This is a genomic window from Alteromonas sp. 4NH20-0104 (assembly GCF_057547795.1).
This window is the reverse complement of the sequence record NZ_BAAJLP010000001.1, coordinates 140,197-160,586: the sequence shown is the minus strand read 5'-3', so window position 1 is coordinate 160,586 and position 20,390 is coordinate 140,197. Positions and strand designations below refer to the sequence as shown.

Annotated in this window: 21 protein-coding genes; 12 read left to right on the top strand and 9 right to left on the bottom strand. The window is 48.0% G+C overall.

What is annotated here, in order from left to right; all coding sequences use genetic code 11:
- Positions 1-130 precede the first annotated feature (130 nt).
- Both AC27IB_RS00745 and AC27IB_RS00740 read right to left on the bottom strand, forming a co-directional pair.
- Positions 131-781, bottom strand: coding sequence for a hypothetical protein (locus AC27IB_RS00745; RefSeq protein ID WP_296048821.1), 651 nt, complete (start codon positions 779-781; stop codon positions 131-133).
- Positions 782-927: 146 nt separating this feature from the next.
- Positions 928-1,935 (bottom strand): LLM class flavin-dependent oxidoreductase, encoded by a 1,008-nt coding sequence (locus tag AC27IB_RS00740; protein WP_487118205.1) that lies wholly within the window; start codon positions 1,933-1,935, stop codon positions 928-930.
- Positions 1,936-2,166: 231 nt separating this feature from the next.
- Here AC27IB_RS00740 and AC27IB_RS00735 point away from each other — a divergent pair, with 231 nt between their 5' ends.
- The 3 genes from AC27IB_RS00735 to AC27IB_RS00725 all read left to right on the top strand — a co-directional run bounded on the left by AC27IB_RS00735 (position 2,167) and on the right by AC27IB_RS00725 (position 4,109).
- Entirely contained in the window at positions 2,167-2,976 is an 810-nt protein-coding gene (locus AC27IB_RS00735) for an oxalate:formate antiporter (protein WP_487118203.1), read from the top strand.
- Positions 2,977-3,125: 149 nt separating this feature from the next.
- Positions 3,126-3,683 (top strand): DJ-1/PfpI family protein, encoded by a 558-nt coding sequence (locus AC27IB_RS00730; protein ID WP_487118201.1) that lies wholly within the window; start codon positions 3,126-3,128, stop codon positions 3,681-3,683.
- A gap of 21 nt (positions 3,684-3,704) precedes the next feature.
- Positions 3,705-4,109 (top strand): ribbon-helix-helix domain-containing protein, encoded by a 405-nt coding sequence (locus tag AC27IB_RS00725; protein WP_296048813.1) that lies wholly within the window; start codon positions 3,705-3,707, stop codon positions 4,107-4,109.
- Here the strand turns inward: AC27IB_RS00725 and AC27IB_RS00720 are convergent.
- Entirely contained in the window at positions 4,106-4,570 is a 465-nt protein-coding gene (locus AC27IB_RS00720; RefSeq protein WP_296048810.1) for an Lrp/AsnC family transcriptional regulator, read from the bottom strand. The genes AC27IB_RS00725 and AC27IB_RS00720 overlap by 4 nt on opposite strands.
- Positions 4,571-4,725: 155 nt before the next feature.
- Here AC27IB_RS00720 and AC27IB_RS00715 point away from each other — a divergent pair, with 155 nt between their 5' ends.
- Positions 4,726-5,562, top strand: coding sequence for a PhzF family phenazine biosynthesis protein (locus tag AC27IB_RS00715; protein ID WP_487118198.1), 837 nt, complete (start codon positions 4,726-4,728; stop codon positions 5,560-5,562).
- Between the two features lie 148 nt (positions 5,563-5,710).
- A complete protein-coding gene (locus AC27IB_RS00710; protein ID WP_296048805.1) occupies positions 5,711-6,454 on the top strand; it encodes an SDR family NAD(P)-dependent oxidoreductase in 744 nt (247 codons plus the stop codon).
- Positions 6,455-6,515: 61 nt separating this feature from the next.
- Here AC27IB_RS00710 and AC27IB_RS00705 read toward each other — a convergent pair whose 3' ends face one another.
- Complete coding sequence (locus AC27IB_RS00705; RefSeq protein ID WP_487118196.1) at positions 6,516-7,055, bottom strand: cytochrome b; 540 nt, start codon at positions 7,053-7,055, stop codon at positions 6,516-6,518.
- 311 nt (positions 7,056-7,366) lie between these two features.
- On the opposite strand from AC27IB_RS00705, the gene AC27IB_RS00700 reads away from it, so the two are divergent.
- Positions 7,367-7,918 carry a type 1 glutamine amidotransferase domain-containing protein gene (locus AC27IB_RS00700; RefSeq protein ID WP_296048801.1) on the top strand — a complete coding sequence of 184 codons (552 nt, stop codon included), beginning with the start codon at positions 7,367-7,369 and terminating at the stop codon, positions 7,916-7,918.
- Between the two features lie 25 nt (positions 7,919-7,943).
- Complete coding sequence (locus tag AC27IB_RS00695) at positions 7,944-8,645, top strand: SDR family oxidoreductase (protein WP_296048799.1); 702 nt, start codon at positions 7,944-7,946, stop codon at positions 8,643-8,645.
- 645 nt (positions 8,646-9,290) lie between these two features.
- Here AC27IB_RS00695 and AC27IB_RS00690 read toward each other — a convergent pair.
- Positions 9,291-9,602, bottom strand: coding sequence for a DUF3301 domain-containing protein (locus AC27IB_RS00690; RefSeq protein WP_296048796.1), 312 nt, complete (start codon positions 9,600-9,602; stop codon positions 9,291-9,293).
- Positions 9,603-9,604: 2 nt separating this feature from the next.
- Positions 9,605-10,651, bottom strand: a complete 1,047-nt coding sequence (locus AC27IB_RS00685) for a DUF3549 family protein (RefSeq protein WP_296048794.1) — start codon at positions 10,649-10,651, stop codon at positions 9,605-9,607.
- A 60-nt stretch (positions 10,652-10,711) separates the two neighbouring features.
- Here AC27IB_RS00685 and AC27IB_RS00680 point away from each other — a divergent pair, with 60 nt between their 5' ends.
- The 4 genes from AC27IB_RS00680 (at position 10,712) to AC27IB_RS00665 (ending at position 12,931) form a co-directional block, all read left to right on the top strand.
- Complete coding sequence (locus tag AC27IB_RS00680; protein ID WP_487118193.1) at positions 10,712-11,041, top strand: YqcC family protein; 330 nt, start codon at positions 10,712-10,714, stop codon at positions 11,039-11,041.
- Positions 11,034-11,783, top strand: a complete 750-nt coding sequence (locus AC27IB_RS00675; protein ID WP_296048790.1) for a pseudouridine synthase — start codon at positions 11,034-11,036, stop codon at positions 11,781-11,783. Before AC27IB_RS00680 ends, AC27IB_RS00675 begins: the two co-directional genes overlap by 8 nt.
- Positions 11,784-11,787: 4 nt before the next feature.
- Positions 11,788-12,237 carry a flavodoxin domain-containing protein gene (locus AC27IB_RS00670; protein ID WP_296048789.1) on the top strand — a complete coding sequence of 150 codons (450 nt, stop codon included), beginning with the start codon at positions 11,788-11,790 and terminating at the stop codon, positions 12,235-12,237.
- A gap of 85 nt (positions 12,238-12,322) precedes the next feature.
- Positions 12,323-12,931: a mechanosensitive ion channel domain-containing protein gene (locus AC27IB_RS00665; RefSeq protein ID WP_296048788.1), complete on the top strand. Its 609-nt coding sequence runs from the start codon at positions 12,323-12,325 to the stop codon at positions 12,929-12,931.
- A 92-nt stretch (positions 12,932-13,023) separates the two neighbouring features.
- Here AC27IB_RS00665 and AC27IB_RS00660 read toward each other — a convergent pair whose 3' ends face one another.
- Entirely contained in the window at positions 13,024-13,941 is a 918-nt protein-coding gene (locus AC27IB_RS00660) for a tetratricopeptide repeat protein (protein WP_487118190.1), read from the bottom strand.
- 441 nt (positions 13,942-14,382) lie between these two features.
- On the opposite strand from AC27IB_RS00660, the gene AC27IB_RS00655 reads away from it, so the two are divergent.
- Entirely contained in the window at positions 14,383-16,866 is a 2,484-nt protein-coding gene (locus tag AC27IB_RS00655; protein WP_487118188.1) for a PilZ domain-containing protein, read from the top strand.
- Between the two features lie 52 nt (positions 16,867-16,918).
- Here AC27IB_RS00655 and dapD read toward each other — a convergent pair whose 3' ends face one another.
- The gene (gene dapD / locus AC27IB_RS00650; RefSeq protein ID WP_296048784.1) at positions 16,919-17,743 is read right to left on the bottom strand and encodes a 2,3,4,5-tetrahydropyridine-2,6-dicarboxylate N-succinyltransferase; all 825 of its coding nucleotides are present in this window, start codon (positions 17,741-17,743) and stop codon (positions 16,919-16,921) included.
- Positions 17,740-20,385 carry a [protein-PII] uridylyltransferase gene (glnD, locus tag AC27IB_RS00645; RefSeq protein ID WP_296048782.1) on the bottom strand — a complete coding sequence of 882 codons (2,646 nt, stop codon included), beginning with the start codon at positions 20,383-20,385 and terminating at the stop codon, positions 17,740-17,742. Before glnD ends, dapD begins: the two co-directional genes overlap by 4 nt.
- Positions 20,386-20,390 lie beyond the last annotated feature (5 nt).

Genomic DNA, 20,390 nt, shown 5'->3' with positions numbered 1-20,390 from the left:
ACAGTAAAACAGAAATTTATAAGGTTAAGCAAACGTATATCCGTCAGTCCTGTATCTTTTTACGACCAGTGCCCTGCTTTGCGTGAAAATATCACGGCCTGTTTGGCGTATAACGTGTGAATAGCACGCCTTAATTCAGCTTCATCCAGTGGATAATGATGTTGTTAACGCCGATGGCGTACTCAAGATGCAACTGGCCATTATCTTCAAGATTCATTACCAGTGGCGAACGTACTTCACTTGGGATACTCGGATCGTTAGTTTGTTTAATGGTGAAATAATAGCCTTCATCGGCGTGGGAGATTGTGCCCGAATAGAAATACTGTGACATATTGCCCCACATGTCTGTAGCAACAAATTCCATTCGCCAGGACACGCCGTTAGACGACTTTGCGCTAAAGGTTGCATTGGCTTCCACCGCCATGGAAATATCGACGCCATTTTGCGTGTAGCCCACTAAATACCAGTCACCTTCGGGATAATATACCGTAGGCTGCACGGGGGTGATGGGTTCAGGTCCGGGACCAGGACCGTCAATTGGGTCGGGCGGAATATAAGGATTAAGATCCGGGGCATTGGGTAAAAATTTGGGCAATAAGATAAGCCCTATACCAATGACAACAAGAATGATGGAAGGGTTACTGACATTAATTTTGATGCCAAAACCTTCCACATTGCTATTGCGGGAGCCGTCGCCCTGTTTACCGGAGATAAACAGGTAAAGCCCCACTAAAACCAGTGCTACACCTACTGCAACAATAAAAGTATCAAACGTATCCATCGTGTTCTGTCCCGAGTCCATCGGTGATAAGCCAGATTGCGTGAGACAATATATGTCTGCGAAGCAAAATATAGCTCATTGGTTAATAAATAACCATCATGATGTCGCTTACTGAGTGGCAGAAATTCAGTTCGATGAATACTTTGTTATATCACCGGTGATCTGATGTGCATAGAACCTACTGCCTCTATAGCCTTTAATACCCGGGCTTGCTCGAAAATAGGAAATGACAGGATCACCTCATCCACGCCGAATGCCGCTACAAACCGATTAAGCTGTTCCTCTGCTGCAGGCTTATCACCCACAAGGGCGTAGCGCAACGTACTGTTAATACCGCGTATTTCCATTTCGTTAAGCTCAAGACGAATGTCTTCCACCGGCGGCGGCATGGGCTTGTTAGCGTTACGACGCAGGTTAGCAAACTGTTGCTGTACCGAGGTAAATAGCTGTTTGGCGTGGTCTTCGCTATCGCCGATGACCGCCATCACACCTGCCGACACATAAGGCTCGGCTAGCTGAGCAGACGGTTTAAAGTTTGCCCGGTAAATACTAATGGCATCACTGAGCATATCGGGGGCAAAATGTGATGCAAAAGAGAAGGGCAGACCCATGTAAGCCGCTAACTGGGCTGAATATAAGCTGGAACCGAGTAACCAAATAGGCACATTGGTGCCGGCGCCAGGTACAGCAATAGGCTTTTGGCCTTCTTCAGGTGTGCCCAGTAGCCGCTGAAGTTCGGCGACATCCTCGGGATAGCGCTCCGCATCGCCCTGAATATCGCGGCGCAGTGCGCGGGCGGTGGCCATATCAGTGCCCGGCGCCCGGCCTAAACCTAAATCGATTCGGTCAGGATAAAGCTCAGCCAGTGTGCCAAATTGTTCGGCAATCACCAGTGGCGCATGATTGGGCAGCATGACGCCACCAGAGCCAATGCGAATACGGTTAGTTACTGCGCCCACACTTGATAACAATACCGCCGTCGCGGCACTGGCCACAGCCCGCATACCATGGTGTTCAGCCAGCCAGTAACGGGTAAACCCGGCTTGCTCAGCCGTGTGCGCGATGGCCTGACTGCGTAGCAGGGCGTCGCGTACAGAACTGCCTTCGGCGACATGGGCGAGGTCGAGAATCGACAGAGGTAAGGAGTCAGTCATGAAAATACCTGTTAGTTTGCATACCAAGTATTATTGGGATGACGCAGCGAATCAAAAGGGCGATTCGACTAGCTGCATAACTATGAGGTCACATTCAGTCATTCTATACTCTTGCAGGAATCGCTCAACTATTGAATCAGGGCACTAATTCCCTTACATTGTAATGCTGCGCTAATTTTACCGCACTAACTGCCTCCGGCAGTTCTTAACATCAATCCTGATAGGTAAAATATGAAATATCCAAGCACCCTCCCCACAGCACATCAGCAGTTGTTAACCGACATTATTCATGTTTTTTCGGGCGATAAGCGCGTAAACGCTATCGGCGCGAGTGGTTCGTTCGCCAGCAATCAGATGGATCAGTACAGTGATTTGGATCTGGTTATTGTCATTGAACCGTCGTTTACTGATGAAGTGATGGCCGAGCGGTTTAAACTGGTAAACTCTGTACCAGGGTATATTGAAGGCTTTACCGGCGAGCATGTGGGGGAGCCGAGACTGATTATTGCTCTGTATGAGTTACCTCAAAGTAACCCGTCGCTCGTGCACGTCGATTTTAAATTTGTGTCGCTAGCGGATGCTGCACAGCGGGTCGACAATACGCAGGTTATCTGGGAGCGCTCGTCTTCGCTTTCAGACATTTATGCCAGCACTGAGTACGGGTATCCGCAGCCGGATTGCCAGTGGATAGAAGATCGCTTCTGGATTTGGGTGCACTACGGCGCAGGAAAAATTGCCCGGGGGGAATACTTTGAGGCACTGGAGTTTTTGTCTTTCTTACGTACTGTGGTGTTATCGCCGCTGGCGTTACAACAGACCGGGCTCACTCCATCGGGTGTGCGAACCATCGAAAAGCGCCTGCCGGCATTTGCCGCTGAGCTCAAACAAACAGTTGCTACAGCTGAAAGAGATCCCCTGATCCCAGCCTTTAAAGCCTGTATCGCCCTGTATATCCGGTTACGTGACAAAACGACAGCAAAAGTGAATAGCCGGGCTCAGCAGCTGGCTATCAGCTATTTTAACAATGAGCTCAAGGCCTGATTGACCGCCAGGGAGATGCTCACATCTCCCTGACGTTCCCGCTTTTCCACACGCATATTAATCATGTAGTACTATGTTGTTACCTGCCCGTGATGTAACTGTGTTTGTATAACAACCAGCATTCGTTAACTTACTATCGAGGTAACACTATGAGCAAGATCCTGATGATCACGGGTGATTTTGTCGAAGATTACGAAAACATGGTGCCATTTCAAACTCTGCTGGCCTGCGGCCATCAGGTTGATGCGGTGTGTCCGGATAAATCGGCAGGGGATACCATTAAAACGGCCATCCACGACTTTGAAGGCGATCAGACCTATACCGAGAAGCCGGGCCATAACTTTACGCTAAATGCGACTTTTGCAGATGTTAAGGCCGAGGATTATGATGGATTGTATATTCCCGGCGGCCGGGCGCCAGAATACCTGCGGTTAAATGCGGATGTCATTGCGTTGGTAAAAGCGTTTTTTGTGGCGGATAAACCGGTTAGCTCGATTTGTCATGGCCCACAGTTACTGGCTGCGGCCGATGTGCTGGAAGGCAAGCAAGTGTCTGCATACCCGGCCTGCGAGCCGGAAATTAAACTGGCAGGGGCCACTTATGTTACCGTGAATATGGATGAAGCTATCACCGACGGTAAGCTGGTGACAGGCCCGGCCTGGCCTGCGCATCCGGCGTTATTAAGCCAGTTTATGGCGTTGCTTTAAGTAAAATAGAGGGAAAAGTCTGTGTGTGGATTATTCATTAATGCCGATCCATCTTTGTGGACGAGTACTACCCGTTCAATGCGAATAGATGGCGTAGTGACCTCCATCCGCATGGAGACTTTTTTCTGGAATGTGCTGCAGGAAATCGCCAGCCGGGATGAACTGAGCGTGAGTCAGTTGATTTCAAAACTGTATCTGGAGTCACTCGATGCCGACCATGACGTTGGCAACTTCACGTCGTTTTTGCGGGTTTGCTGTGGCCGTTATTTATCTATGATTACTGACGGCTATCTGAAGCGGGATACGCTTGAGCCTCTCAGTGATATTGACGCAGATAGTGTGATCAAGCATGAAGCCGATACAATGGCTACAAGACTGAACCAACTGCCTGAGCAGCAATCAGCCCGACCGGGCAATAAACATTAGCGGACCGCTTTACTGATATTGATCTGCGGCAGCCGGGGTTCGAACAACGACGATTTAACGATAGAGGTGTTGGTATCAGCACATTCATGCAACGGAAACATGATGTCATCGAGTTCTGCGATATCCCGCAGGGCCAGGCGTGCGATTAAGCAGTCCTCACCGGTTACCCGGTCGCAGGCCATAAAGCGGGGCTCGTCGCTAATCAGTTTTTCCACTTTTCTTATCTGCCCCGACTTCGGCTTTATTCTTACCAGCGCCTGAATGCTGTAACCCAGTGCTCGCATATCCAACCGCACGCCAAAACCATCGATAACGCCTTTATGTCGCAACGCTTTCATTCGCTCGCCAACGGCGGGGCCAGATAAGCCTACCGCTTTACCTATTTCTGCCAGACTCAACCGGGCATTATTATCCAGCACAGTTAAAATGGCTTTATCGAGGTGGTCAATCTGTTTTGTCATAACTGATTTTTAAATTGAAGGTTATTGATTTAATTTACCTGTATATGAAAGGAAAAAGCAAGAAAGCGCTTATCGAATGGCAGTGAAAAGAGAGTGAGGCCAGTGATATTCTATAAAAACTATCAGCCCGTTAATTTACCGCGTAAGGAACAGTTATGAATGTACAACGCATTGCCGCATTCAGCGATGGCAACAAAGGTGGCAACCCCGCCGGTGTGGTGTTACTAAAAGACCCAATGGCAGAAAGTGAGATGCGTAGCATTGCAACTGAGGTGGGGTATTCCGAAACCGCTTTTGCTTATCCTCTTGCAGAGGGTGAATCAGCTTGGCGGGTACGTTATTTTTCGCCTGAATCCGAGGTGCCATTTTGCGGTCATGCCACCATAGCGCTGGGCGCAGTATTGGGTGAATATGCAGGTGCCGGCGAGTATCAACTCACTATCAACAGCGCAGAAATAGCCGTTAATACAGTACAAACCGAGCAAGGCGTGGCGGCTACGCTAACGTCACCACCTACTCATAGTCGGCCGGTTACTAAAGATGAGCTCACACAGGCGCTTAACCTTTTCGGCCTTTCTGAGCAGGATCTCGACGAGCGATTATCACCGGCTTATATCCATGGCGGTTCAAACCACATTGTATTGCCGCTGCAAAGCAGGCAAACCCTGGCCAGCATGGCGTACTCCCTGACGGCGGGCAAAGCGGTTATGGAAGCGCTGGGGCTGGTAACCATTATGCTGGTGTATACTGAGAGTCCGCAGGTGTTTGTAGTCAGAAACGCGTTTGCCTCGGGGGGCGTTATTGAAGATCCGGCTACCGGCGCAGCAGCGGCGGCTTTCGCTGGTTATCTGCGTGATGCCAAATGGCCCCACAACGGCCAGTTTACTATCCGTCAGGGCGAAGATATGGGAGCACCTTCAGTGATCAGGGTTAGCCTGTCTGAGGAAAAAGGCAGTCCTGTGTCTGTTTCAGGGCACACCCGCAAGCTCTGATTTTTACTACGAATAATTCGTTAGTAAAGTACTGATTGCACACAAGCCGTAAGCTAATCCATTGATCCATACCAGGCTGGTAAAATTGAGATAAGGTATCATTGCACCGTGAGAACAGGTAAACCGAACTGATATAAAGGAGTAAAAAATGACAACTCGTAACGCATTGGTGACTGGTGGAGCAAGAGGTATTGGTGCCGCAACGGTGAAGGCGCTGGCTGCAGAGGGCTACCGTGTTTTTATCAACTATGTAAATAGCGCTGCCATTGCCGAAGAATTGGCGCAAAGTATTATTGCGCAAGGTGGCGAAGCGGTAGCTATACAGGCCGATGTGCGGGATGATTCTCAGGTGGCGGCCATGTTTAGTAAAATAAACGATGAATTCGGTGGGGTGGATGTACTGGTATCCAACGCCAACATGAACTTTACACCCAAGCCGTTTCTTGATCAGAGTTGGGATGAATTTGCCCAGAAACTCAATGATGAAATGCATGCTTCGTATGTTACTGCGCAATTAGCTGCTAAGAGCATGAAAGAGAAGCAGTTCGGACGGCTTGTGTTTATTTCCAGTACGCTTTCAGAAGCGCCAGCCCCCAGCTTTATTGCTCATGGTTCAGCAAAGGGCGCACTGGACAGCTTCAATAAATACCTTGCTCAGGAACTTGGTCCTTACGGGATCACCGCCAATATTGTTGCGCCGGGCATGGTTGAAACAGATGCCACTAAACAGGCTCCGGAAGAGTTTAAAGAATTTATTCGCAGCATTACGCCAAACCAACGTATTGCGCAGCCGGAAGACGTGGCTAATACAATACGCTTCCTGGCCAGTGAGGGAGCATCTCACGTTACTGGCACTTATAATCCGGTTTGTGGCGGTGCATATCTGCCCTGATAGCCGTTTTTATGGCAGCGATATCATCAGGGCCTGGCGTTAGTCAGGCTCTGGCTGCCGGCTAAGCCCGCTGGCGGAAGCGTGGTAACATCCTTTTCAGTGTGGCATCTTTTAATATGAAGTGATGATAAAGGGCGGCGGCGCCATGCAGCCCAACGAGCCCATAGCCGGCTTTTGCCATTAAAATATGAACCTGGGATAGCTCTTCCGCCATGAGGCTGTCTGGCGAGGCTATTTGTGGCAGTTGCCAGCCAAAAGCTGAAACCGACACATTCCACAAACCAATATCCACCCAGCCAATTATCGGTAAAGTGATCATCAGGCCATATAGCAGTATGAAAACCGCCTTCGCCACAAACTTTTGCACGCGTGCCTGGTCGGGCTTTTCAACCGGCTCACTGCGCCACCATAACCACAGCCTGATGACTGCCAGAATAAGGATAACCAGACCTAACAGGTAATGGGTGGATAACATCAGTGTTCGACCACTGCTCCCTCTTGGGTAAAGGGTAATAAATTCCATCGATAAACAGACAATAACCAGCATTATGGCCATCAGCCAGTGCAACCAAATTACGAGCGGACGATAGTGAAGTGCCATTTTCTACGGTCTGCCAGAGTTATTATTGTGAAAAGCTATACAGTTATTATGCTGCTTCGCGCACAGCAGAAGGTGCTATTTTACTACCGGATATCCGCATAAACTTAGCGTGACCAGTGACTTATTACTTTAATAGCCTGGTCCTGTAAGTCCTTCACACTGACTGCAAAACTTTCCTCCAGAGACCGTTTTGAAAACGCATAAATTTATAAATTTTATTTTAAATCATATGTTTATGCGTTTGGAACAAATGTTGCTGCAATGTCAGTCAGGCAAAACTTTAAAACTAACTTGTCACAGGAGTGTTTAATATGAGCAATCAATTTAATTTGCAAGGTAAAAAGATCGCGATTCTGGCAACCAGTGGCTTTGAGCAGAGTGAATTAATCAAACCCAAAGAAATGCTTGTTGAGCAGGGCGCTGAGGTAGACGTGCTTTCTATTGACGAGCAGACCACAATAACCGGTTGGGACCAGGACAAATGGGGTGAGGAAGTGGCCGTTGATAAACAGGTTAACGCTGCTGCGCCAGGCGATTACGACGCGGTAGTGTTGCCGGGTGGTCAGATTAACCCGGATATTCTGCGAAATAACGAGCAAGCCGTATCATTTATTAAACGCGCACACGCTGAAACTCGGGTTCGGGCGATTGCAGCTATATGCCACGGCCCTTGGTTGTTAATTGAGTCAGAACTGGCCCGCGACAGCAAAGTCACGTCGTTTCCAAGTATTAAAACCGATTTACTTAACGCCGGTGCTGCCTGGGAAGACAACGAGGTTGTCCACGACGGAAAGCTCGTAACCAGTAGAAATCCTGACGACATTCCCGCGTTTGTGGGCAAAATCAGTGAGCTGGTAGCGTAAATCGAATTAGCAGGCAGGAGTCATAATGTCAGTAACACAACAAACCAAAACAAAAGTCATCGCCATAACCGGTGCTTCAAGTGGTATCGGTGAGGCAACCGCCCGGGCGCTGGTGGCAAAGGGCTATCACGTTGCCTTGTTGGCCAGACGTCTGGATAAGCTTAACGATCTGGTTAGTGAACTGGGTGAAGACAAGGCCTATGCGCTAAAAGCGGATGTCAGCGACTTTGATACGTTAAGCAGTGCATTTGCAGACATCCATAGCAAATTTGGCCGCATCGACGGTGTTTTCGCCAATGCCGGTACCGGCGTGAACTCTCCGGGCGTGGCAGAAGGCGACGTTAACGAGTGGTCTACCATGTTGGGTGCCAACATTAATGGCTTGCTCTATACGGCCAAAGCCAGTTTGCCATATCTGAAAGACAGTGAAGGGCACTTTCTGTTAACCAGTTCCGCAGCCGGTCGCATGACACTTAAAGGCTCGGTATATGGCGCTACCAAATGGTTTGCCTACGGGTTTGGCATGAACCTGGCGGAGGAAATGCGTGAGTGGGGCGGCAAGTGCACCACCATCTGCCCGGGCATGGTGAATACACCGTTTTTTGACGAACCGAAAAAAGACAAAATCGCCCCCGAGGATATTGCTGAAGCGGTGATCTATGCGCTGTCGAGCAGCAAGACGGCCTGTGTAAGAGAAGTTTTTGTGATGCCAGCAGACAAGCCATAAATGTCATCGCAAACTCAGCCTTAGCATCAGGAAAATGAGCCGCCCGGCAAACTGTACCCACATCGTGTAAGACATTTCCTACACAGATGTACGAATAAGCGGTTTGTTTTGCCCGGTTTAACCTTACACTTTTGGATAAGGCTATGAAATATATAGGTTATTGAATTATTCATGAAACCCTACAAGGAAAAATCGCCTCATTGGTGTAATCCACCGGTGGCAGGTTTTTCTCATCGGCGTATTCTAAACCTGTCGCAAGGAAATGCGATTTGCCAGGAAGGCAATGCCAGGAAGTGGCAACAGGATACGCGTCAGGATGACGATATCAGGAAGATAAATGGAATCCGGTTTAATGGAATGAACCTTGAGGATTTACGGAAGAGGCTGGGATGCCAGTAGGAATGGAATAAGCCAGGATGGCGAAGGACAACTCCGGGATTGGAGAATGCTTTACAGGATGTAAAGATTATCAGGGAAAACGGAAAGGGATACGCCTAGGGAAAGGTGGTCTGCTGTGAAGCAGAATAAGAAGGAATTGCGTGCGGGATTTTAAGCATGGCTTATTATTGCACTTACGCTGAGAAGGAGTCTCAAAATTCCAAAAGAAAACGGTGGCTTAGGCCACCGTTTTTTTATGGTTGAAAGTCAGTGGGTATTAATTCGGTGAGGCGGCGTTTCGGTTTTCACTACCGTTAAACCATTCAGTACTAATTCCCCCTGATAACAATCATCACCGGTGGATGAAAACTCGAACAGGAATTCGCTACGCCAATCCAGCTTTCCCCGGAAAAACATAGGGCGGGTGGATTTTCTGGCCACACTTACCAGTTGCAAACGTTGCTGTTCACAATAACGCTGAAGGTACTGGTTCGCGCACTCGGAAATCGTACGGATCCGCCAGAAAAAAGCAGCGCCGGCACACAGTAACACCAATAACAGAACATCAAATAAATTCAAACTTATCCAGCCTTGTTAAAGAGTGCGCTAAGAGGCGCTTGCATTAGCGGGTTTTCCTGATGGGCGCGGGCCAGGGTTAACATAGTGCGTCGCAGCGTTGGAATTTGCACCAAATCGCTAAACAGGCCAATAAATAACTCATGCTTATAGGCTCCATCGGCATCCGCCTTAGCCGCAGCTTCTAAAAACCGCTGCGCGGTTAAGGTATCTAACTGCGCATCATGTCGCCCGGCGATCACGCTCAGTAAATGCATATCAGGCTGCGATATTTTGTCTAACAACTCATTCAGCGCCTGGTTGATTTGCGGATGATACTCAGGCGTGCTTAACGCTCTGAGCAGGCCCAGCATGCTGTGCTTCTGCGCTTCATCTTCGGCTACCAGACTGAGCTGCGCTATAAAAAAGGTTTGCAGGTTGTCAGGCAGCGATACGCTTTCCAGACTGCTGAACAGCGTATCTAAAAACGGCTCGCTGAAGTGTCCGAAGTTTTCGATAATGTGTGCAGCCTGTTTTTCATCAATAGCCACCGCGAGATCGGCAATCGCCTGAACCGGTAATTGCTGCCAGTCGATAATGGCTGGCGCTTGCAGGTATTGCTTGGCTTGTTCGAGTGCCTCGCTTTTGGCATCGTCCAGCGCTTGGCGGGCAATGGCTGAAAATTGCGCCATCAGCTGTTGACTGGGTACAAAGGTATAGGGGTTATCCGGCAATTCATCACTGCCTTGCTCTCCGGCAATCTGGTTACCCAGCGCATCGACGATGATTTGTAAAAAATGGTTGCGCGAAGCCTGAATCAGTAAACCCTGTTCATCCAGCGGAAACTTAACAAACCAGATATAGCGTTGCGCCTGAGGGTTTTTTTGCCAGAACACCACGGCATACCAGGCGTGTTGCTGACGAGGGCGGGGAGGGCATACTTTACCGTTTTCGATATCTAAAAATGTTTGCGAGGCAACAGGATAAACTCCACGACCTAAATCAAAAATGCGATAATCCGTGCCCGCATGTAATAAAAACTCGCTCAGCGAGTGAATACTTTTTGAATTCATGCTGATTTTTACTATGACAAAATTTGCCGATAGTGTAACAGGCATTGGAGTAAGCGCGTAATGATTCATGATCCCAAATCCATTGAGCAGGGCTCAGATTTGTTGTTTGAGCTGGAAGAGAGTTTAAAAGCTGCGGGTTTGTGGTCGGCGATTACGCCTTCACAGGAAGCGCTGGCCAGCCAGCAGCCCTTCGCCTGTGACACGCTTGCTTTTGAGCAGTGGCTACAGTTTATCTTTATTCCACGTTTACAGATTTTGCTGAAAACTCATACCGTACCTCCACCCATGCAAATTCAGCCTATGGCCGAAGTCACCTGGCAGGGTAATCACCTGTCTGTGCAACGGGTTCTGGTGCGTTTCGATAGCTGGAGTCAGTCACAACATGGCTAACAATGAATTAAACGTGGTGTATCAGGATGAGTACATCGTGGCCATTTATAAGCCGGCCGGTTTACTGGTGCATCGCAGCCCGATTGATAAGCACGAAACCCGCTTCGCAGTGCAGTTGCTGCGTGACCAGCTTGGTCGGCATGTGTATCCGCTACACCGACTGGACCGGCCAACCGCTGGTTTACTGTTATTTGCACTGGATAGCGAAACGGCTTCGGCAATGAATGCGCAAATGATGAGCAATGGAATGCAAAAGTCTTACCGGGCGCTGGTCAGGGGCTATGTAAAGTCGGCCGGGATGGTGGATTACGCATTGAAATACCGCTGGGATAAATATGCCGATGCCGATCGCACTAAACAGGTTGCCCCGCAAACCGCCCACTCTGATTACTGGCCGCTGGCCCATTACGAGTTACCGTTTGCGGTAGGACGTTACGCAACGGCCAGGTACTCGTGGGTAGGCTTAACGCCTCATACCGGGCGCAAACATCAGCTGCGGCGTCACATGCAACATTTGCGTCATCCCATTGTGGGTGATACGACTCATGGTGATGGTAAGCAAAATGGTTTTTTGCGTGAACAGTTTTCTAATCATCGGTTAATGCTGACCTGTATTTCCATGGGGTTTTATCATCCGGTTAGCGGTGAATGGCTAACTATTAAGACGCAAGTCGATAGCGAAATTGAGCAGTTATTGGTAAGCTGGCAGCCGTTTTTAACCTGGAGTCAAAAAGTAAGGTAGGTCCATGACAACCCTGAATATCATCGTCGGTTCGGTTTACGGTAACGCAGAAAATGTAGCAGAAGAAGTACAGGCTTATTGCGAAGATCAAGGCATTGAGGCTGAAGTATTGAAGGATCCGGATGTCAGCGACTTTACCGATCCACAGGCATTGTTAGTGATAACCTCAACTACCGGTTCCGGCGACTTACCGCCTAACCTGGAGTTTCCCATTGATGAGCTACGCACTCAGTTCCCGCTGCTTGAACAAAAGCCTTTCGCGGTAGCTGCCTTAGGCGATAGCAGTTACGGTGATTCCTACTGTGGCGGCGGCAGAATTTGCCAGGAACTGTTAACAGAATTACAGGGCTTTCCGGTAGCAGACATGCTGGAAGTGGATGCAATGGAAACACTGGAACCGGAGCAGGATGTACTTAACTGGTTCAAAGGCATTCAGGATAAACTGATCGCTTAAACTTTCTTTGAAAGGCGCTGACCGGCGCCTTTCGTTTGCTCGGTTAACAGCGCTTATACCAGCACGCCTGAGGATTCGCTTTATTATGAATGATGTGATGAGTCGTTTTACCGACTGGGCAACATTTTACATGTCCAATCTGATTGTCACTGTACTGGTGCTTATTATCTTTATGGGTGTTAACCGGTTACTGTTACCGCAAATCGAGAAACTGGCTACGAGTAGCAAGCTGAGTGAAGAAGCTCGGAAGAAAACCTATCATACGGCCAGGTTAATCACCGGCGTTATCACCATTGCAATCTTGTTGTTGGTGTGGGGTGTTGATTTTAGTGGCCTGATTGTACTTTCCACGTCTATTATTGCGCTTACCGGGGTTGCGCTGTTTGCCAGTTGGTCGCTGCTGAGCAATATCACTTCTTACTTTGTGTTGCTGTTTCAGAACTCTTATACCAAGGGCAATTTCATTCGTATTATCGATGGTGATAATTACATGGAAGGCTATATCGCTGAGATTAACTTATTCACCACGCGTTTAATTACCAAAGATGATGAAGAGATCGCATACCCGAATAACCTGGTGCTCACCCGGCCTGTGATTATTAACCCTAAACAGCACTGGCAGGGGATTGGTAAATCCACTGATAAACAAGTGCCTGTTCAACCTGAGCAAGCCCGCGAGGCTCAGAAAGATTAAAGTAGCAGACTCAAACACGAAAGGCGCCACATGGCGCCTTTTCTTTGAATGCAGTTTAAAAGTATCTTGGGCTGGGGTTACTAAAGCATCTGTTACCGCCAGCGTTTACGTCCGCTAATTAATTCCCATATCGTGCTGGCTGCAGGGTCATCGCTGGGTTTTATACTGCCGCATTTGATAGACTCATTGCAGCTTACGCCACGGATCCGGCTGCCAATTGAATTTTGATCGTACTTTCCGCTGCTTACCAACGTATCCACCAGGCCATCGAGTACCAGTGTTACTTCAAAGGCTTCGCCTCTTACTTCAATGACTTCCATGTTTTTATCTAATTCCAGATTAGCGAGGATGGCAGAATCCTGTTTAGCATTAGTAGAACGCTCGGCCAGATCTTTCAGGTATTCCATGGCTTCTGGATCTCGGGCCCGGGCTAAACGCTGAAATAAATCCACTGCGCCTTCTACATCTTTGGCAGCACCTGTGCCGGTTTCTTTCATACGTGCGAGCAGAAACATCGCTCGCATATTGCTTTGTTCAGCAGCACTCTCGAGTAAAGCCACCGCCTGATCCGTTTTATCGCTATCGCCGGATTTCAGAATCTTCAGTGCTTTATCATACATGGCCGGCGCATAACCATATTTAATGGAAAGATCGAGCATTTCATCGGCTTTGGCAATGTCCTGATCGAGTACAAAACCATTGCGCAACCAATCCGCCATGAGATAAGCGGCTACCGGATCGCGAAAGCGTGCGCCAAGAATTATATAGTGTTCGGCTTTATCGAGGTTTTTCTCAAAGCCATCGCCGGAGGCATAAGCCATGGCAACAATGGCGGCTGCCCGACCACTGCCATTTCTGGCCAGTTGTACCAAGTTACGCAACTGTGTTTTGCAGTCTTCGTCAACACAGTACTTCGTGGTTTCAGTCGTACCAGAAAATGCGCTAGCGTCCTGACTAAATGCCAGTAGCAGCGCTAATGATGTGGCGCTGACGATTTGAGGTAATCGCATACTATCATCCTTAATTTTAGTTTTAGACTGATGTTACGCAGTAATCCTTGTTCCACTATACTTCATGAAACATGCAATAACAAGAACTTTATACTAGCACTGTGCATGAATTGAGCAAATTGCGCCCGTTCCGGGTAGCCTTATATATTTTTGATAACGCCACGCAAATAATTCGCGTGATTCGAAAATCTACACTATCGTTAGCACGAGAAAATGGGCAACCAAATATGAACAATAATTGAAGAGTTTTTAAGCTGGATATTGGGCGGTTAGGGCAACATCAATCCGTTGTGTTGTTTGATAACTTATAGGAATTATACGAATTGTGTATTGCAATTGGTTCAATAGCAATAGTAGATTTGAATTTGTACTAATTGCATTATGCATCCGGCATAAATGAGCATTGTTCTACAACACTGCAATCGCAGTATAAGAAGTGAAATGGATCAGGAACTCATCGAATACAAGGATATTTTCAATAAGTTGAAACCACTGGTAAATACTGTGGAATTTGACGCAATTTTCAAAAAGTTGACCCAAGATATTCCACCGGGTAAACGCTTCCTGATTAAGATGGAGCTCAAACGATTAGCCAAACCCTGTACCCGAAATATAGATTTACGCGGGTTGGTTGACGGAGAGTGCCGACTCTTTGAACACGAAGGCCGAAAACACTATTTAGATCCTGTTGGTGAAGCTGAATTTCATGCAAAACTGAAAATCTACGGCCTGTATTGTTTTGGTGTCTATGAAGCGGTAATGGAAACCGAAAATAATTTTAAAGTTATGCGCAGGGTATCTGAGCAGCAGGCTAAAGAGGAAGAAAATGCGTCATTACAAAACGCCGACAGCGCGTTACTGAGACCTTTCGATATTCCGCTTATTGAACTGCTTAATTATGCAAATCGTAGTCATGAACGGATGAATTTTGCTGTAGCTATTGAGATTCAGGATGAATCCGAGAATAGCTTTCATGTCACCAGTATTGATATTTCGCAGGTTGCCCTGCGCCTTAAAATTCCCAACGGACTCAAGTTTCAGCCACAGCAACGATTAATGATTTTCTTTCGAGGGCTGGAAGACGAGTTTGCAATGGATAAGCAAAATGGTATCGCTTATTCAGTAATTACCAGTCGAGTTGAAAACGACACGCATTATTTGATCCTGCATCGAGAGAACAGTTTATCTTCGCCATCGTTTGATAAGTTTCTGGAGCAGTTTATTCATGGGAATAAGCGGCGCTATAAGGTAAACCTGGCTAACACTACTGAGGCGATTAATAATAAATCAGCAGAGCAGTATATCTCTTCTGATACACCTACGTTACCTGTTTTCATTGATGAGACGCAACAATCGCTGATACCCCGTTATATTCTCGTAAATGGTATCAATCGGGGCGTTCTGGATTACTGGCAAGATGAAAATCATGATTTAAAGATAAGCTATTTGCTCACCGCAAGTCGTCTTTCCCAACTCAAAATAACCTTAAGTGAATCCAAACCACTCTTTGTGTATTCGTTTATCCATTTTAATGCTGGCGCCATTCAGTATTATTCGGCATCGGATACCGAACTTGCCAGGGATAGCCAGTTAAAGTCCCTGTTTTTGGGGTTTGGTGCCAGAAAGGTCAGTTGGAGGGTCTTTAAGCTGAGCATGACCGAAATTAACCTTAGTCAGGCTAACATCGTTTCCTCGATTCCGGGCAGCTTTAACGACAAGGTGAAAGGCCTGAATATTGCGCCGTCTGCCAGATTACAGTCTCATTTAAAACAGTTGCGATATACGGTTCATATCACGGATGTCACTTCACAATCTGCTCAGGAGCATTATGCTACCCACGTGATTGATAGGAGCAGGCTTGCAGAATTGAAAGTATTTTCAGGTAAAGGGAATCAACCGCTTCATCCCGTTAATGTTTATCCATACCGACTGTACGAGCACAAAAAGAAGACCGCTTATTTGCTACGAGCGCCTTCCAAACTGGTTGCTGAGAGTGAAGATGAGTTAGCCAAAGGCCTAATTAATGAGGTCTCAGTTGACCACATCACCATGGAGTTAACCTCGACTTATGGCGGTAATGTTGGCGATCGGGTCAGGCTGATGTGCCCAAAATCCGTCAGCTTGCAGGGTACAACAGAAAGTGCCGCCTTGATCTTTGAAATTAAGGCTATCAATGCAGAGCAAAAATTATTGAACCTGAGCCCTCCAGAAGGTGTCTTGGGCGAAACCGCCCGGCAGTTTGCCGATAAAGTCATTGAACGTCAGGCTCATAGTCTGGATTCTTATATAACAGAAGAGGACGTGCCAGGCATTACACTGACATTGCGCTGTATCAATGCCCGTAATAATCCGAACTTTGCATTTTTACTGTCAGCCCAGGGGGTCAGGTTAGTGCCCTCGCAGGCAATATTAAGCGATAGTGATATTCAGTTAAATCAATTGGTTTGCCATAACGGTGAAAACAATTGTGCCAATATTGAGTTTTTGTTCCGGGATAGTAGTGGCGACAGCATCCTGCAAAGTTGTACTTTAAACTCTATTAAATCAGTGGCTTTGCCAATGCGGGAATTAGTGATGCTGAGCTATGACTCCACTGCCAAGCAGGGGAAGAAGGCGATAATTGCCCGTTTGGCCAATAGCTTTAATGACGCGCAAAGTTGCCAGCGTTTTATTGAAGAAGCTATGTACCGTGGCGAGTTTATGGCGGTAGAAATATACCTGACGCCGACAACTAAGCCCGACATGACGTTAATCAGTGCAGAACTAAAATACGTTAGCCTGTATGCATTGCATAAGGCCAAGGCCATAGAGGAACAAATCTGGAGTATTGCGGCAACGGCGCATGTTGTAGATGTAACCGGCGAAGTACTCTTGCGATTTGGCTACAAGAATAAATCAGTACAACCGGTTAGTACCGCTGTTTAAATAAAAGTAAAAAGGCGCCGTCAGGCGCCTTTTTACCGTAACCGCTAAATGCTTATTCAGCGCCACGCAGCAGGGCGTTGATCCCTACTTTAGCGCGGGTTTTTGCATCCACCTTTTTCACGATGATGGCAGCATACAGGCTGTATTTGCCGTCTTTGCTTGGCAGGTTACCTGGCACAACAACCGCACCAGCAGGAACACGGCCATAGTGGACTTCACCGGTTTCACGGTCATAAATACGGGTAGACTGGCCGATGTAAACGCCCATTGAAATCACCGCACCTTCTTCAACGATAACGCCTTCTACAATTTCAGAACGGGCACCGATGAAGCAGTTGTCTTCGATGATGGTCGGGTTAGCCTGGAGGGGTTCTAGTACACCGCCAATGCCAACGCCACCAGAAAGGTGTACGTTTTTACCAATTTGTGCACAAGACCCAACCGTGGCCCAGGTATCAACCATGCTACCTTCACCAACGTATGCGCCGATGTTGACATAAGACGGCATGACCACTACGTTTTTGCCTACGAAAGAGCCGGTACGTACTGCCGCTGGTGGCACAATACGAACGCCGTCAGCAGCAAACTGCTCGGCAGTGTAATCGGCATATTTTAGTGGCACTTTGTCGTAGAAGCGGCTTTCTGCGCCTTCCATTACGTCATTATTGTGCAGGCGGAAAAACAGCAATACTGCTTTTTTCAGCCACTGGTGGACAACCCATTCACCGGCAATTTTTTCGGCCACACGTGCTTCGCCGCTGTTGAGTAAGGCAATGGCATCGCTTACCGCTTGTTTAACTTCAGCAGGTGCAGCGGAAGGTGTAATACTTGCGCGGTCTTCGAAGGCCGCTTCAATAATGGCTTTTAATTCAGTCATGGTATGTTGATATCTTCAAGTTGATCGAGTTTAAACAATATCCGCTTTTTAAGCGTCGTCTGTTCTTCCGGCGTCAGGGCTTTGCCATGCTCATTCGATACGATAAACACGTCTTCCGCGCGTTCACCGATTGTGGCAATTTTGGCTAATTTTAATGTGAGATTGCAGTCTACGAATGCGTGACCGACTTTAGCAAGAATTCCCGGCGCGTCCAATGCTTCCAGCTCAATTAATGTGGCATCATCCTGTGAAGAATAGAAGCGCACTTTAACCGGCACATCCAGTTGCTTGTGCTGGCGGGAAAGCTTGCGGGTATTGTTATGACTGCGTCCGGGCTTAGACAATTGCTCGTCAATGGCCTGTTCTATGGAGCGTAGTCGTGATTCGCCCTCAATGCGCGAACCGTCGTTTTCTAAAATAAGAATGCTGTCAAACACGTGACCATCGCGGGTAACTGCGATATGGGCATCGTGAATAGAGCAATTGCGGCTATCGAGCACTGAAGCAATCTGAGCGAACAGGGCCGGGCGGTCTTCGCCGTATAACAATAGCTCTGTGCCGCCTTTGGCCAGGTCATTGTTGGTTTTGATCAGCATCTCGCCAGCTTCGTGGTCGAGCTCAAAAGCCAGAATTTCCTGGGTGTGCCAACTGATTTGTTCGGGCTTGAAGCGCGCGAAATAGTCGTCTTCAAAGCGCGACCATAAGGTATCCAGGCCAGCCGGGTCTGCTTTGGCGGCCGTCAGCATTTTAAGGGCTTTTGATTTGTGTGAATCAACCCGCTCGCGCATCGTAACACCGCATTGCAGGCCATTATCCAACGCTTTTTGGGTCATACTGTAAAGCTCTCTTAAAAGCGATGCTTTCCAGTCGTTCCACAGGTTATCGTTAGTTGCACGAATATCCGCCAGAGTAAGTACATACAGCAGATTAAGGTGAGCATGACTGCGCACGGCCATTGCAAAGTCGTTAACGACATCCGGATCGTAAATGTCACGGCGCTGCGCCACCACCGACATCAGCAGGTGGTTTTCCACTAGCCAGGCAATCAGTTCAGCATCGGCTTTTTCAATACCGTGGGCTTCGCAGAAAATCGCGACGTCCTTCGCACCCAGCGTAGAATGATCGCCATTGCGGCCTTTAGCAATATCATGAAAGATTGCGGCAATATAAATCAACTCAGGCTTGTCGAAATTCCGTACTATGCGGCCACAGCGAGGGAACTCCGTATTGTGTGGTTGAAAATAGTGATTAACATGCTTTACCAGGCGATGCGTATGCTCATCCACCGTGTAGGCGTGGAACAAATCAAACTGCATCATGCCCACAATGTGATCCCACTCAGGCAGGTAGGCCTGCAAAATGCCGTACTGATGCATAATGTCCCAGGCGAAATCAAAAAAGTGCGGGTGCTTGAAGAGTTCCAGAATAAGCGTTCGGCAAGCTGGTCGCTCTACATAATAGGCCGATTGAAAGCGGCGGCGGGCATTCCGTAACTGGCGGATACAATTGGTATCGAGGCCCTGCGTCTCTGGTGTATCCGCAATAGTTTTCAGAAACTGAAGAATCGCTTCGGGCGATTCAAACACATTATTATGCGTGGGTGAAATATTGCCGTCGATCAAACAAAAATCGTCGTTGATGGTTTTGCGACTCTGAATAGTCTGATTCAGCATGTCATAGCGAAAACGCTGTAGCAGCATTTGGTTAAGTTCGCTGATGCGACGTACAGTGCGGAAAAAGGCCCGCATCATTTTTTCAACCGCGGTTTTACTGTCGTCACCGTAACCCATCATGGCGGCTACATCCGGCTGATAGTCGAACAATAAGCGGTTTTCGCTGCGTCCGGCGACCAGATGCAGGGCAAAGCGAATGCGCCAGAGGGACATGCGACATTCGACTAACTCATCGAGCTCGTCTTTGGTGAAGTAGCCATGCCCCACCAGGCCTTTGCCATCGTATTCTTTGAAATGCTTCTTAGCGACCCAGCCAATCGACTGAATGTCCCGTAAACAACCGGGATTTTCCTTAATATTGGGTTCAAGATTGTATGAAGTTCCATTGAACTTCGCGTGGCGGGCTTTTTGTTCGTCGTATTTGGCGGCAAAGAAGGCCTTGCTGGTCCAGCAGGTATCTTTTTCGTTTACGGCGTGCCACATGTCCACAAAGGTTTGGTCGCAGCCACTGAGCATACGACTTTCCACCAGATTGGTCGCAATGGAGATATCTTCCTTGGCCAGTTTTACCGTTTCTTTTATGGTGCGCACCGACTGCCCGACATCGAGCTTAATATCCCACAGCAGGGTAATAAACTGGCCGACTTTTTCCTGTACATCCCGCTTGAGAGGTTTTTTGCTGACAATCAGCAAATCGATATCTGAATAGGGCTGCAAGTGCCCACGACCATAACCGCCTACGGCGCACAGGGTCAGGCCTTTTTCATTGGCCAGACCAAACAGTGACCAAAGGCGCTGCAGCAGGGTGTCGATAAATATCGCGCGACCGGTCACCAGTTCGTCGATGGGCTGCAGTGTAAAGGCTGATTCTAACCACTTGTAACTTTGTGACACCAGATGTTTGATCGATTTGATGTCGTCGACAGCGTCGATGGTAGCGATTTCTTCACATAACGATTTTAATTTCACAACTC